Origin of the sequence: Streptococcus milleri (assembly GCF_900636525.1) — a bacterium.
GTDB classification, from domain to species: domain Bacteria; phylum Bacillota; class Bacilli; order Lactobacillales; family Streptococcaceae; genus Streptococcus; species Streptococcus hominis.
In genome coordinates, this window is record NZ_LR134288.1 from 1445880 (window position 1) to 1461640 (window position 15761).

The 15761-nt window shown below is 38.2% G+C and carries 9 protein-coding genes and 3 pseudogenes; 3 read left to right on the plus strand and 9 right to left on the minus strand.

Annotation, left to right across the window (positions count from 1 at the left end; all coding sequences use genetic code 11):
• Positions 1-246: 246 nt before the first annotated feature.
• Positions 247-2145, minus strand: a complete 1899-nt coding sequence (locus EL087_RS07115) for a sucrose-specific PTS transporter subunit IIBC (RefSeq protein ID WP_126407709.1) — start codon at positions 2143-2145, stop codon at positions 247-249.
• A 191-nt stretch (positions 2146-2336) separates the two neighbouring features.
• On the opposite strand from EL087_RS07115, the gene EL087_RS07120 reads away from it, so the two are divergent.
• Together EL087_RS07120 and EL087_RS07125 are read left to right on the plus strand one after the other, a co-directional pair.
• On the plus strand, positions 2337-3794 hold the full coding sequence (locus EL087_RS07120) for a sucrose-6-phosphate hydrolase (RefSeq protein WP_126407711.1): 1458 nt from the start codon (positions 2337-2339) through the stop codon (positions 3792-3794).
• Entirely contained in the window at positions 3775-4740 is a 966-nt protein-coding gene (locus tag EL087_RS07125) for a LacI family DNA-binding transcriptional regulator (protein WP_126407713.1), read from the plus strand. Before EL087_RS07120 ends, EL087_RS07125 begins: the two co-directional genes overlap by 20 nt.
• 59 nt (positions 4741-4799) lie before the next feature.
• Here the strand turns inward: EL087_RS07125 and EL087_RS07130 are convergent.
• A pseudogene (locus EL087_RS07130) lies at positions 4800-5488 on the minus strand (HAD hydrolase family protein).
• Between the two features lie 57 nt (positions 5489-5545).
• On the opposite strand from EL087_RS07130, the pseudogene EL087_RS07135 reads away from it, so the two are divergent.
• Positions 5546-6491 (plus strand): annotated as a pseudogene (locus EL087_RS07135) (IS30 family transposase).
• 44 nt (positions 6492-6535) lie between these two features.
• On the opposite strand, the pseudogene EL087_RS07140 reads toward EL087_RS07135, so the two are convergent.
• From EL087_RS07140 to EL087_RS07170, 7 genes and pseudogenes are all read right to left on the minus strand, one after another.
• Positions 6536-6607, minus strand: a pseudogene (locus EL087_RS07140) (HAD hydrolase family protein); the annotation flags it as partial.
• A 142-nt stretch (positions 6608-6749) separates the two neighbouring features.
• Positions 6750-7673, minus strand: a complete 924-nt coding sequence (locus tag EL087_RS07145; RefSeq protein WP_003026175.1) for an ATP-binding cassette domain-containing protein — start codon at positions 7671-7673, stop codon at positions 6750-6752.
• A gap of 10 nt (positions 7674-7683) precedes the next feature.
• Complete coding sequence (locus tag EL087_RS07150) at positions 7684-8751, minus strand: ABC transporter ATP-binding protein (protein WP_049534433.1); 1068 nt, start codon at positions 8749-8751, stop codon at positions 7684-7686.
• Positions 8752-8759: 8 nt separating this feature from the next.
• Entirely contained in the window at positions 8760-9686 is a 927-nt protein-coding gene (gene oppC, locus EL087_RS07155) for an oligopeptide ABC transporter permease OppC (protein WP_003026180.1), read from the minus strand.
• Entirely contained in the window at positions 9686-11182 is a 1497-nt protein-coding gene (locus EL087_RS07160) for an ABC transporter permease (protein WP_022525149.1), read from the minus strand. Before EL087_RS07160 ends, oppC begins: the two co-directional genes overlap by 1 nt.
• Positions 11183-11557: 375 nt before the next feature.
• Positions 11558-13537 carry a peptide ABC transporter substrate-binding protein gene (locus tag EL087_RS07165; protein WP_126407716.1) on the minus strand — a complete coding sequence of 660 codons (1980 nt, stop codon included), beginning with the start codon at positions 13535-13537 and terminating at the stop codon, positions 11558-11560.
• Positions 13538-13734: 197 nt separating this feature from the next.
• A complete protein-coding gene (locus tag EL087_RS07170) occupies positions 13735-15711 on the minus strand; it encodes a peptide ABC transporter substrate-binding protein (RefSeq protein ID WP_126407718.1) in 1977 nt (658 codons plus the stop codon).
• Between the last annotated feature and the right edge of the window lie 50 nt (positions 15712-15761).

Here is a 15761-nt window from a genome sequence, read left to right on the forward strand (position 1 = left end):
TTCTCTATTCATTATAGCATATCCTCGTATGACTTCTGAGTAAAAATCTTACTTTTTCTTCTCTTTTTCAAAGAAAAGGGAGTGGGAAAGAACCGGAAAAAGTTCGTTTCCCACCCCGCACAGTTGATTGACAACTTTGAGACGTGAAGCGAGCAAAGAAAACAATCAACCGCTGTGTTAATGTGTTTTGTTAACTAAAAGTGAAGAAGCTGAACTTTTTGTTCAGCCTCTTATCACATTACAAGGTTAGGCTTTCAGCTCAATCACAGCATCGCCTTTCGCTACTACACCTTCTGCAACAGGAATAACAGAAGCATAATCAGCTGTGTTGGTAACAATCACCATAGTTGTGTCATCCAGACCAGTAGCTGCGATTTTAGCAGTGTCAAATGTTCCAAGAACATCGCCAGCTTTCACCTTATCACCTTGAGCAACTTTTTGTTCAAATCCGTCACCGTTCATAGAAACTGTGTCAATACCTACGTGAATCAAGATTTCAGCACCATTTGCCGTTTTCAAGCCGTAAGCGTGACCAGTTGCAAATGCAATTGTCACTTCTGCATCCGCAGGAGCATACACAACACCTTCACTAGGTTTTACCGCAACTCCTTGTCCCATAGCACCGCTAGAGAATACTGGGTCATTGACATCTTTCAAGTCAACCATTTGACCAACGATTGGAGAAACAATTGTTTCATCAGAAAGGACTGGCGCAGCTGCTTCATTAGCTTCTACTACTTCTTTTGCTTCAGTCACTTCTTCTTCAGCATCTTTGTAACCAAATGCGTAAGTCAAACCAAATCCAAGACCAGTAGTTACAAGTACCATAAAGATATATTGAAGAACTTGCCCATTCAGATAGAGAAGTGTACCTGGAATAATAGTAATACCAAATCCAGTACCAGCAAGTCCAAGAATAGAAGCTAACCAACCACCAGCAGCACCGGCAACAAGACCAAGTACAAACGGTTTACCATAACGTAAGTTTACCCCGAAAATAGCTGGTTCAGTAATTCCAAGACCTGCAGAGAGAGCAGCTGGGAATGCAAGAGCTTTTAGTTTTTTAGATTTTGTTTTTACACCAACTGCAAGAGTTGCACCCGCTTGGGCAGTCATAGCAGCCGTGATGATCGCATTAAAGGCATCTTTTCCTTCATTTGCAATTAATTGCGCTTCTAGTAAGTTGAAGATATGGTGAACACCGGTTACCACGATAAGCTGATGTACACCACCAAGGATGAGGCCAGCTAAACCAAACGGCAAAGCAAGAATAGCTTTTGTTGCAGCAAGAATGACATTTTCAAGTGAGTGGAAGATCGGACCAATGACAAAGAGTCCAAGAACTGACATCACAAGGAAGGTCAAGAATGGCACAACGAGCAAATCAAGCACATCTGGAATTTTCTTATGCAACCATTTTTCAAGTTTCGCACCTAGTAGTCCAATGAAGAAGGCTGGCAATACTGAGTTTTGATAACCAACTACTGGAATGAAACCAAAGAACATGATTGGCTTTGCAGCACCAGAAGCTACATCCCATGCATTTGGAAGAGCTGTATTGACCAACATCAAACCAAGTACAATACCAATAACTGGATTACCACCGAATACACGGAAAGCTGACCAAGAAATCAAAGCCGGGAAGAAGGCAAAGGCTGTATCTGTCAACACAACTGTGTAAGTATAGAAATCTGATGCAGCGAAGGCTTTTGAAGTTGTGCCAAATAACCCAAGAATCGTATCGTTATTAATCGCACCACGAATCCCCATGAAGAGACCTGTTGCTACGATTGCTGGCAGGATTGGCACAAATACGTCACCAAATGTACGAACGGCACGTTGGAACCAATTCCCCTTTTTAGCTGCTTCTGCTTTTTGCTCACCAGTTGAAGACGTAGGCAAACCAAGCGCTACCACTTCATCATAGATTTTATTCACTGTACCAGTACCAAAGATAATTTGATATTGACCTGAGTTAAAGAAAGCTCCCTGAACCTTTTCAAGATTCTCAACTCTGTCTTTATCAATCTTAGCTTCATCTTTGACCATGACACGCAGACGGGTCGCACAGTGAGCAACACTACTTACATTGTCACGTCCGCCAATGGCCTCAATGACTGCTTTTGCAATGTCCTTATTTTCCATTTGCATCTCCTTATTGAAAATAATTAAAATTTATGAAAGCGATTTAATCGCTCCTACGACTATTATTTTAACATGATTTCAAAATATGTCAAGCGTTTTGCAGAAATTTAATTTTTTTCTATTAAAAAGTTGATTTTTTCAGAGAAAACGTTTACTATATAAGTAAGAAAACTATCTTGGAGGACAAAAGATTGGCTTGGACTACTGAACAACGTTACAAACGCTATGAACAATGGACTGAAAACGAAATCCAACAGATAAAAAATAAAATCGCTACATCACCTTGGCGTGCTACCTACCACGTAGAGCCTGATACGGGACTGCTGAATGACCCAAATGGTTTTTCCTATTTTGACGGAAAATGGATTGCCTTCTATCAAAATTTTCCATTTGGTGCAACTCATGGGCTCAAGTCTTGGGTACAGCTTGAAAGTGATGACCTCGTACACTTCACAGAAACCGCTGTTCGTGTTCTGCCAGACACCCCATTAGACAGTCACGGTGCTTACTCTGGCTCTGCCATGCAGTTTGACGACAAACTTTTCCTATTCTATACTGGGAATGTCCGTGATGAGAATTGGGTTCGTCACCCTTACCAAATCGGTGCTTTGCTGGACAAAGACGGGCATATTCAAAAACTAAACAAAGTATTGATTGAACAACCTAAGGATACTACAGATCATTTTCGTGATCCTCAGATTTTTAACTACCACGGACAATTTTATGCCATTGTCGGGGGACAAAACCTTGACAAAAAAGGCTATATCAAGCTTTATAAAGCGGTTGACAATGACTATACAAACTGGGAAGAAGTCGGTAATTTAGACTTTGAAAATGATAACACTGCCTACATGATGGAGTGTCCAAATCTTGTCTTTATTGATGAGAAGCCTGTTTTGCTCTACTGTCCTCAAGGTTTATCAAAAGAAATTGTCCCTTATGACAATATTTATCCAAATATGTATAAAATAGGTCAATCGTTTGACATAAAGAAAGTAGCAATTGTTGAACCTAGTCCTCTGCAAAATTTAGATTATGGATTTGAATGCTACGCAACTCAAGCTTTCAATGCTCCAGATGGCCGTGCCTTAGCTGTCAGCTGGCTGGGTTTGCCAGATATTGCTTATCCATCTGACCGTTTCGACCACCAAGGAACATTCTCTTTGGTCAAAGAATTAACCCTAAAAGACGGTAAACTCTATCAATACCCTGTCCCAGCTATCACATCCTTACGCACAGATAATATCCAAACGTTTGCTAACCAAGCGCAAACAAAGAACTGCTATGAATTAGAACTAGAATTTACAACTGATTCACAAGCTGAGATCGTCCTTTTTGCAGATCAAGAGCATAAGGGGCTACGCATTTGCTTTGACATCAAAAATGGTCAAGTAACAGTTGACCGTAGTCAAGCCGGTGAGCAATACGCTCTTGAATTTGGTACCGTTCGTAGTTGTACGATTGAAAACCAAGCTACAACTGCTACTATCTTCATTGATAAGTCAGTTTTTGAAATTTTTATTAACAAAGGAGAAAAAGTATTTTCAGGTCGCGTTTTCCCTCATGAAAACCAAAACGGTATTTTTATCAGCGAAGGAAATCCAACTGGAACTTACTATGAGTTAGATTATGGTCGCGAAGTTAACTGATGTTGCAAAAATTGCTGGAGTCAGCCCAACCACTGTATCTCGTGTAATTAACAAAAAAGGCTACCTCTCAGAAAAAACGATTACAAAAGTCAATGAGGCCATGCGCGAGTTGGGATACAAGCCCAATAATCTCGCTCGTAGCTTACAAGGAAAATCCGCTAAACTGATTGGATTGATTTTCCCAAATATCAGTCACATTTTTTATGCCGAACTCATTGACAAATTAGAGCATGAGTTATTCAAAAGAGGCTACAAGACAATCATCTGCAATAGCGAGCACAATTCAAGCAAGGAAAAAGAGTATCTGGAGATGCTAGAAGCCAATCAAGTGGATGGCATTATCTCAGGCAGCCACAACTTAGGCATCTCTGATTATGACCGTGTAACAGCTCCCATTATCTCTTTTGACCGCAACTTATCCCCTTCCATTCCTGTTGTATCTTCGGACAACTATGCTGGTGGTGTCTTGGCTGCAGAAACCTTGGTCAAATCCGGTGCCCAAAATATCATTATGATTACCGGAAATGATAATTCAAACTCCCCGACAGGTCTCCGCCATGCAGGTTTTGCTTCCATTCTACCTGATGCACCAATTATCAATGTATCAAGTGACTTCTCTCCTATTCGCAAAGAAATGGAAATCAAAAATATTTTAAAACATAGAGAGCCTGATGCCATTTTTGCTTCAGATGATCTGACAGCCATTTTAATCATGAAAGTCGCTCAAGAATTGGAAATCAAAATTCCAGAGGATCTAAAAGTCATCGGCTACGACGGAACTTATTTTGTAGAAAACTACTATCCCCAACTAGCCACCATACAGCAACCATTGAAAGATATAGCTTGTTTGCTGGTAGATTTGTTGCTCCGAAAAATTGCTGGTGAAGAAGTTGTGACAACCGGCTACTTTCTTCCCGTGCACCTCTCTTCAGGAAAGAGTATTTAATTCTGTAAGATAGTGAAAACCCACTTAAGATTTCTCAATACTTAAGTGGGTTTTAGTGTCTATTCGTTGTCTTTATATTTTTCTGCCAGAAGCACATCATCAATAGCCTGCGCACAGCCACCGTGGTCGTTGTCTGCCACAACAATATCTGCTAAATTTTTGATATTCTCATTGGCATTTCCCATAGCAACACCAAAACCTGCTTCGCGAATCATGCTTTTATCATTGTTATTTTTTCAGACAATAAAGTTTCATAAGATTGATCTCGATCCCTTGCCGTAAAGTGATAAATATTGATTTTGTCAAAATGTTCTCTTTCCTTCACTAACAAATCGTAAATATTATCCACCAAGATAGCTGTTTTATCATAAAGTTCAGTATAGATTTCCATATAGTAGTTAGCAATATCCTCAAAATGTGATTTTTGAAGATAGCCTTGTCCGTCAATCATACAAACCAGCATCAAATCTTGAGCTTCTGCTATCGCCTTCACCTTATCCACTGCTAAAGCAGGCAAGGTTTGCTTGGCTAAAACGCATTTGGCCTCCAAATCATAAATCAATGCACCACTTGCAAGAATAGCATAGCGAATTCCTCGCAAATCATCTCCATAAGGAATCACTTCTGACAAAGAACGTCCTGTTGAAAGCACAACTTGTTTACCAGCATCTGGAGCTATCCCAATCGCTTCAACGCTGCTTTTTGCAATTGTTTTTTTAGCCCTGTTGTAAAATGAAGTGCAACACAGAAGACATGTTCATCTGATATACTAGAGTTGCGAAAAACAGTATAAAGGAAGATGAACATGTCCACAAATTATTCTACCACAAATCAATCCTACAAGCACTTATCTGAAGCTGAGCGAGGAGAAATTGAAGCTTATTTAAGCGTAGGACTCAAACCTGCTGAAATTGCTCGTAGACTGGGGAGAAATCGCTCTACTATTACTCGTGAAATTAATCGTGGTTCCATAACACAATTGAAAAAAGTCAATGGGCAGAAGGTCTACTACCAACACTATTATGCAGATGCTGCCCATAACCGTTATCGGGATGCTAGAGAAACCAAGGGTGCATAGCGTGGATACCTTTGTTCATACCTATAGACTCCAACATGTAGATGCAGTTGTTCCTTCAACCAAGACGCTCTATAACTATATCCATCAAGGTTTGTTAGAGATTAAGGTTATTGATTTACCAAGAGCAGTGCGGATCCGTAAGAAATTTAACAAGCGTCCCTCTACCAAGAAACATCTAGGAAAGTCAATTGAAGAAAGACCAGAAGAGATTAATAATCGTTCCCGTTTTGGAGATTGGGAAATCGATTCTGTTCTGGGTGGAAAGACAATAGGAGAACCTTCTATTTTAACATTGGTAGAACGACAAACACGCTATGCTGTCACAAAGAAACTCGTGGAAAAGAAAGCAGAGTATGTCAATCAAGCAGTCTTAGAGTGTATGAAACTTTATCCCATTAAGTCCATAACTGCAGATAATGGAAACGAATTTTCATCATTGAGTAAGATAGAGGGATTAGATGTTTATTTGGCACATGCCTATTCATCTTATGAACGAGGCACAAATGAGAATTTCAATGGATTATTAAGAGAGTTCATTCCCAAAGGATCCTCACTAAAAAAACTAAATCCGACACTTTTAGAGGACGATACAAAGGCTATCAATGAAAGACCTAGACGAATCCATGGCTATCAGTCCGCAAAAAAGCGGTTTGAGCTAACTCAAACCGCTTGAAAGATACTCACTTAATCAGAGGAACAACTTTGTTGCACTTGACTTGACAATTGGGAAATTGTTTTTTTACTAGTCAAAAGTGTTCCATCCATATCAAACGCAATCAATTGATACATCCTATTACTCCTTTTTTCTATCACATCTAGTATAGCACAGTTTAAAATGGAATCGTCCAGAAAAAGATAACATGAATTCAAAAATCACTCTAGATAACTTCTAAAGTGATTTTTAAAATTCTATCAAAGTCAAAGAATGATGTTATAATTCTTTTTTATATTTTTCAACTTCTGCTTTATTAGCCCACACAAAGTGTCCAGGACGAATTTCGACCATTTCTGGCTTATCCGTTGAATAATCATGTTGATTAGCATCATAGACTTTCAACACTTTCTTCCGTTCCAAGATTGGGTCTGGAATTGGCACAGCTGATAATAAAGACTGAGTATAAGGATGAATTGGATTGTTAAAGAGTTCTTCTGTTTCAGCTACTTCGACAATCACACCCTTATAAATAACCGCAATACGATCTGAAATGAAGCGTACAACCGATAAATCGTGAGCAATAAAGAGATAAGTCAAACCTAATTCTTTTTGGAATTTTTTCAGTAGGTTTAAAACTTGCGCCCGCACAGATACGTCCAAAGCTGAAATTGGCTCATCGGCAATGACAAAATCTGGTTCCATAACAAGCGCACGAGCAATCCCAATCCGCTGACGTTGACCACCAGAAAATTCATGCGGGTAACGCGTTAAATGCTCTGATAACAATCCAACTTCATGAATAATATCTTTCACTTTTTTCTTGCGCTCTTCTTCATCTTTAAATAAGTGGAAATTATACAAGCCTTCCGAAATGATATAATCAACTGTCGCACGTTCATTCAAACTAGCGGCAGGGTCTTGGAAAATCATTTGAATTTTACGAATGATTTCTGACTCTTCTTCTTTTGATTTTTTGCCATTAATTTTTTTCCCTTCAAAGAAAATCTCTCCATGACTCGTATCATTTAAACCAATAATCGCACGACCAATTGTCGTTTTACCAGAACCAGATTCTCCTACAAGTGAAAACGTTTCTCCTTTATTGATAAAGAAATTAGCATTTTTAACAGCAACAAATTTCTTGCTTCCCTCACCGAAGGAAATTTCCAAATCTTTAACTTCTACTAATTTTTCAGGCATTTCCTTCCTCCTAGGCGTCTAAATGGGCAAAGCCCATTTTTGAGCTAATTTTTTCGTGTAAATCATCAATAACAGCTGGCTTATTCACTTTTGGAGCATTCTCATGTAACAACCATGTTTTTGCCCAATGGGTATCCGTTACATAGATTTGAGGTGGCTTCTCTTCAAAGTCAATTTCCATAGCATAATCCGAACGCAAGGCAAATGCATCTCCTTTCAAATGTGAATAAAGAGATGGCGGCGTTCCAGGAATTGAATACAACTCACCCTTGTCATCTGCCAACTGAGGTAGACTAGATAACAAACTCCAAGTATAGGGGTGGCGTGGGTCGTAAAAAACTTCTTCTACTGTTCCGTATTCAACGATTTCACCAGCATACATAACCGCAACCTTATCTGCAATACTTGCTACCACTCCCAGGTCGTGGGTGATAAAAATAGTTGTGAATTCATATTCGTGTTGCAAAGATTTCAACAAATCAATGATTTGTGCCTGAATCGTAACGTCAAGCGCTGTCGTTGGTTCATCACAGATAAGGATATCAGGTCGACAAGCAAGCGCAATAGCGATAACAATCCGTTGACGCATTCCTCCTGAATATTGAAATGGGTATTCATAAAAGCGCTTTTCAGCATCAGGAATGCCGACCTTATTCATATAGTCAACAGCCATTTCTTTCGCTTCTTTAGGCGTTTTCTTTTGATGCTTGATAATCACTTCTGTAATTTGGCTACCGATTGTGTTAATAGGATCCAAACTTGTCATCGGATCTTGGAAGATTGTCGCAATTTTAACACCACGTATAGGTTCCCAATCTTTATTTGACTTCAATTTTGTCAAATCTTGCCCCCGATAATCAATCGTTCCTTGAGCAACTCGACCATTTTCTTCTAACATTCCTGTAAATGTCTTTGTTAAAACAGACTTACCAGAACCAGATTCTCCTACAAGTGCAAGAACTTCACCTTCAATGAGGTCAAGCGAAACACCACGAATAGCTGTTAAGACCTTATCACGAACGTCAAATTCCACGACAATATCGCGAGCAGTCAATATTACATTTTTTTCTTGTGTCATATTTACTCCTATCTATGTGTACGTGGATCACTAGCATCCGCTAAGTTTTGACCGACAACGAATAATGAGAGGGAAACCAAAATCAAGGTTGTCAATGGAATCCAGAAAAGATACGCATTTGTTGTCACGTTTTGTGAATAATCTGAAATTAACCGTCCCAAACTTGGTACTGTGACAGGAAGCCCCAAACCAAAGAACGATAGAAATGCTTCATAAGAAATGAAACTTGGCAGCAGTTGTGAAGCCGTGGTCACAATAACAGAAACCAATTGTGGCATGATATTTTTTACAATGATTTTCAGTGTTGGCGTACCCAAAGTTCGGCTGGCAAGGTTATATTCCAAGTCGCGATAACGCATGATTTGGATACGAATCGTATAAGCAATCCCAACCCAACCTGTGATGGTCATAGCAAAAATCAAGTTCCAGAAACCAGCACCAATTGAATAAGTCAAGACAATGACAATCAAGAGAGATGGGATGTTAGAAATGATATTGTACACTTCCATCATGATACGGTCAACGGTTTTGGAAATTCCCCAGATACCACCAATCACAATACCAATAACTAAGTTAATCACAGTTGCAATGACAGAAATGAGGATAGAGTTACGAGCTCCAAACCATACTCCGTCAAAAAGGGATTTCCCGTTGCTATCTGTACCAAACCAATATTGACCATTTGGTTTAATATAACGCGCACCGAAATCATTCACCTTGCTGACATCGTTAAAGTCAAAATCTGAGAAAATCGGATAAATGAAACTCATCAAAATAATAGCGACCAAAATTCCCAACATGATAACTGTTGATTTCTTTTTTAGGAACTGACGCATAACTGATTTCCAGTAAGAATAGGCTGGAGCATCAATCGTTTCAGAGGCAAAATCATCGCGTTTGACAAATTGGAACTTAGTCTTATCAATTGTAGCCATTATTTACCTCCTTTTGATGTTAATTTAATACGTGGGTCAAGTACTGTCATCAGAATATCACCCAATAGAAGAGCGAAGATAGAAAGACATGTAAAGATAAAGACAAGACCAACGACCATAGAGTTATTTGAAGCTTTAACAGAGTCAATCAACATCTTACCCATACCAGGGAAAGCGAAGACTGTTTCAGTCAAAGTTGCACCTGTAATAACCCCAATAACTGAGTTTGGAATGCTGGATACAAGTGGCACCATGGCATTTTTGAAAATATGTTTATTTGAAATTTCTTTTTCAGAAAGACCTTTTGCACGTGCAAAACGAACAAAATCTTGTGATTGCAAGTCAATCATATAACGACGAATCCAAACGGCTGTCCAAGGCGCACTCAAGAGTCCAAGAATGACTGCCGGCAGCACATAAGAGCGCCAATCACCTGCTCCCAAAATAGGGAATGAATCAGGCAAGCCAATTGCCGAACCGATCAGCCGAATGATATAAACTAAAGCAATAGTTGGCAGTGACATCAAGAAAGTCAATGCACCGGTTGAAATACTATCAAATAACGTATTTTTAAAGCGAGCCATATAAGATCCAAGTGGAACGGCAATTAAGTAAGACAAAGCCAATCCAATCAAACCAACAATAGAAGAGCTCACAATCATCGATGGATATTGATAATTGCTCTCTGTTGCCGTATAAGGGTCATCTTTTCCGTAATTAGCAACATCGCGTGCATCAGCTTGTTTTGGAGACTTATATGTACGCGTATAAATATTAACAGATGAAGTTTTCTTTCCTGTTGGGAATTGAACTTCTGATGTTTTTGTTTGACCTTGCCCTTGTGAAATAACCTGTAAAACAGGAAGATTGGCATAGGTTGGATAGGAGATTCCCAGATTTAATCTCACAAAATTTTGGTGGATATATGGAAACTGACTATTGAAGTACAATAAATATTTATGTTTCGTTCCAGAACCAACAACAGACCAACCAATAGCAGGATCGTTTTCAATGCGAATATATCGCTTCAAGTTCGGATTAGAAGCATCTTTCACAGCACCGGTATGGTCAATTTGAATCAAATTACCATAGAAACCAAGAACGCGTTCATAGACTGGAACTTCACGAGTTGCATAAAATTGCTTGCTTTCTTTAAATTGCTGCAATTTCCAACCGCGTCCCAGCTTTTTGATGTAAGCTTCATAGATTTTTTTATTTGCATTAGTAGGTTCTACTGTTACAGAGGAATTCTCTTTACTAGCTTTTTCTTGCAATTCCTTCGTATCATAGTAGTCAATGTAACCCATACGCTCAAAAATCGTATTTTCGTAATTGGCTTTTTTATCAGGAGTTGTCGCTATTTTGTTATAGTTCGGGTCCTGTTTGAAAATCAACTTCCTAGGCACCATAGTATAGATAATGGTGTAAGTCAGCGTTGTTACCATGAAAATAGATACTAAAGAGCGTAAGATACGCATAAAAATATATTTCTTCATTTACCGTTTCCTTTAAAATCCCAAAAGAACTTTCCCTCCTGTTAGAGAAAGTTCTGATGAGAAGTTTATTTCACATGATCTGCTAATTCTTTTTATATTTTAATGATTCAGCATGAGTCACATCAGATATTCCACTTTAATAACTATGGTTAAGTTATTAAACATAACCTGTCAGCCAAGACCGAAGGAAGAGTTAGAGAAATGCCATACCTACGACAAATACCTATTTTCAATTTTAGAATACCTTCAATTTTTAAACTGATTGTTTAAAATTATATCATAATTCTGGTCAATTGTAAAATCAATTGTCAGAATATTTTTATCATAATTGAACTTTTTTTGTTTTTCTGTTAAATTTTATCTAATTTTTTTCAATTATTTAACATGATCTGCAAGTTCTTCTTGAGCTTTTTTATTAGATTTTGATCGCTCTTTATTCCATTTAGTCATAGCTTTCTTGTACTGATCTTGTGTAACAGGCTCATCTTGGAGTTCAAGATATTTATATAGAATGATTTCACTATTCCCTTTGTTTCCTGACCAAGCAAATGGATTAGTAAATGGCACTGTGCGAGAAAGAATTGGACGACCAGTCAAGGTTGTTGTCGGAATAACCAAAGCATTATCAGTCAACCAAGCTTGGGCTGCAGCATATTTTTCATAACGTGCATTCGTATTGTTGGTTTCTTTTTCAGCCTCATTCAACAACTTTTCATATTCGTTCATACCAACTTGGGCTGCAGCAGCGTTGTTCGTACCTGCATCAAATCCTAGATAAGTCTTAGTGCTTTCCCCGCTTGAAGGTTTGATAACATCAAGATAGGTAGATGGGTCTTGGAAGTCTGGACTCCAACCAACATTATCAGAAAGATCCCAATCTTCTGCCGCTGCAGATTCGGCAAAGTAAGTAATATTATTTACATCATCTTTAGACATTTGTTGAATATCAATTACAACATTTTCTTTACCAAGATTCTTTTCAATTGATTGCTTCAATGATTGCACGCGTTGAACTTTATTAGTCGCTGTTTGGTCAACTGGCATATCAATGTGGATTGGGAATTGAACGCCGTCTGCTTGAAGCGCCGCTTTAGCTTTGGCTAATTTTTCCTTGGCTTTGGTTGGATTGTAAAGTCCGTCTTGCGCATCATTTAAGTTGACATCTTTCCAACTTTCATCGTAGCTGACTAATTTTTCTTTGACTAATTCTCCAAAGCTCTTGTCATCTGTTTGAACAAACGTTGGTGGTACAAAGAGGTTACGAAGCATCTTCGTTGCACCATCTTTACCATTTACTTGTGACGCATAAGCTGTGCGGTCAAATGCAAATGTAATGGCTTGACGGAAGTCTTTATTTAGCAAAGCTTTCTTAGTAGAAGTCTTTTGAGCATCTGTTGTCTTTGAAGTATGTTTGTAAGATTGACGGTCAATGTTTGTAGCTACTAGGTAAGTCGTTGCATCTTGCGGAGTATAAACGATGTTATCTTTGTATTTCTTGCTGACAGAAGCATAACTTGGACTTGTTGGAAATACTTTGGCATTAGTAAATGAACCATCGCTAAATCCTTTAGCAAGTTTGTCCTGATCTTGACCATCATAGTAAGACAACTTGATGTTATCAATGTGCACATTTTTCTTATCCCAATAGTTTGGATTTTTCGCAAATTCGACAGATGATTTTGCTGTGATAGATTTTAGCAAGTATGGTCCATTATAAAGAAGACTAGATGGATCTGTTGCTTGTGCAAATTTATTGCCTTTTGATTTCAAAAATTCTGCATTAACTGGTGCTAGAACGCCCATTGTTGTTTTTGAGTTCCAAAAACTTTCTGGTCGATTAAGAGTGTATTGAACCGTGTAATCATCGACTGCTTTGATACCGACAGAAGAGAAATCTTTATTTTCACCTTTCATGTAAGCATCCAAGCCTTTAACAGAATCTTGCACCAAGTAAATAGCATCAGATTTATTGTCTGCAGCATATTTTAAGCCCGTTACAAAGTCTTGTGCCTTAACTTCTGCATACTCTTCGCCCTCTGATGTGTACCATTTCACACCCTTACGAAGTGTATAAGTATAAGTCAAGCCATCTTTAGAGACAGTCCAATCCTTCGCCACAGAAGGAACTAGATTTCCATAACGGTCATTTTCCAAAAGTCCGTCAATAACATTGCTGGTAAGATTTGCAGTAGCTGCTTTCCCAGTTGTCAAATAGTTCAAATTATCTGGATCTTGCTCATAAACATATGAGAATGTTTTGTTCCCTGAGCTTGTTTTAGAGCTAGAACAAGCTGCTAGGGTTCCTGTTGCAAGCAAGGCTAGCGCTGCTAGGGTAATGATTTTACTTTTCTTCATGAATATTCCTCCCAAAATCATTATTTTTATACATTCTAGCACACAAAATATAAAAAGTAAATAGAATTTTCTAAATTTTATGACATATTTTTTTAGACCTAGTATCAAAGGGATTATATTAATCTTACAATTTTATAGATAGAAAAAAGCAGATGAAACCCACTTTTAAGTGAGTTTCACCTGCTTTTATAAATGTATTATTTTACATGATCAGCTAATTCATCTTGAGCTTTTTTATTAGACTCGGCTTTTTCTTTTTGCCATTTCTTCTTAGCTGCTTCATAGTCTTTCTTAGTGACAGTATCGTTACCGACTTTAATGTATTTGAAGTAGGTTGAGCTACCTTTACTACCTGTTTGCGCAAATGCACCTGAGAACGGTTGAATGCGTGACACAAAAGTTCCGGCACCTGTTGAAGCCATTGTTGGTAAGACAAGTGAACTGTCTGTTAACCAAGCTTGTGCTGCTGCATATTTTTCATAACGTTTTGCAATGTCTGTTGTTTCTGCACCTGCTTCATCGACTAATTTATTATATTCGTCCAAGCCAACTGCTTTAGCACCAGCATTTTCACTACCAGAGTCAAATCCAAACCAAGTTTTCGTATTATCAGAAGATGTTGATTTCAAAATGTCAAGATAAGTAGATGGGTCTTGATAGTCAGGAGTCCAACCAACGATACCTGAGAGATCCCAATCTTCGCTAGCTGCATTCGGAGCATAATAAGTGATGTTCATTACATCATCTTCTGACATCATATTCAAGTCCATGACAACATTTTCTTTGCCAAGCACTTTTTCAATAGATTGTTTCATAGATTGCATACGAGCAACAAAGTTTTTAGAAGTTTCAATTACAGGAACATCTATGTGGATTGGGAATTGCACACCTTGAGCTTGCAATGCTTCTTTTGCTTTTGCAAATTTCGCTTTTGCTTTGTCTGGATTGTACAAACCGTTTTGTGAATCTGCTAATTTGACACCCTTCCAGTCATCACCATAGCTAGCTAATTTTTCTTCTACAACATCGCTAAATGATTTTTCTCCAACTTGGACAAAGTCAGACGGTACAAACATATTGCGGATTGCTTTAGCAGCGCCCTCTTTACCATTGACTTGTGCAGCGTAAGAGTCGCGGTCAAGCGCAAAGTTCAGCGCTTGACGGAAGTCTTTATTCAACAATGCTTTTTTCGTTGAATTTTTTTCTTCATCTGTTTTTTTAGCAGTGTGGTTGTACGTTTGACGGTCAATATTAAGTCCTAAAACTGCTGTTCCTGCACCAGCTTCTGATGTATAGATATTGTCTTTGAAGTCCTTTTCAAAAGTTGAAAAGTTTGAACTTGCTGGGAAGAGACGTGCATACGTATAAGCACCATCTTTAAAGTTACGTGCTAATGAATCCTGGTCTTGGCCATCATAATAAGCCAACTTGATGCTATCAACATTTACTTTATCTTTATCCCAATAATGTTTGTTTTTAACATATTCTACCGCAGATTTTGCTGTGATAGCTTTCATCAAGAATGGTCCATTATAAAGGATTGAGTTAGGGTCTGTTGATTGGCCAAATTTATTTCCTTTAGATTTCAAAAATTCGGCATTGATTGGCCACATAATGGCAGAGGTTGTCTTAGAATTCCAATATGGTTCTGGCTTGTTCAATGTATACTGAACAGTATAATCATCAACTGCTTTCACACCTACCGTTGAAAAGTCTTTTGTTTGACCATTCACGTAAGCATCTAAACCTTTAATTGAGTTTTGAACCAAATAAAGCGCCTCAGATTTTTTATCGGCAGCATGTTTCAAACCAGTTACAAAGTCTTGCGCTTTAACTTCTGCGTATTCTTCCCCTTCTGATGTGTACCATTTGGCACCCTTACGAAGTTTATAAGTATAGGTTAAACCATCTTTTGATACAGTCCATGACTTAGCCATTGATGGTACAAGATTTCCATATTTGTCATTTTCTAACAATCCGTCAACTCCATTTGTCACAAGATCGCTAGTGGTTGCTTTTCCTGATGTTACATAATCCAAAGTTTCTGGATCACTAGAATACACATAACCAAATTTTGTTTCAGCTGAGTTCGATTTCGAACCCGAGCAAGCAGCTAAAAGGCCAGAAGTTAAAAGAGCTAACCCCGCAACTGCGATGATTTTACCTTTTTTCATAGTTACCTCCGAAAAGTATGATATATTCTAATTATACTATATCTTACTAA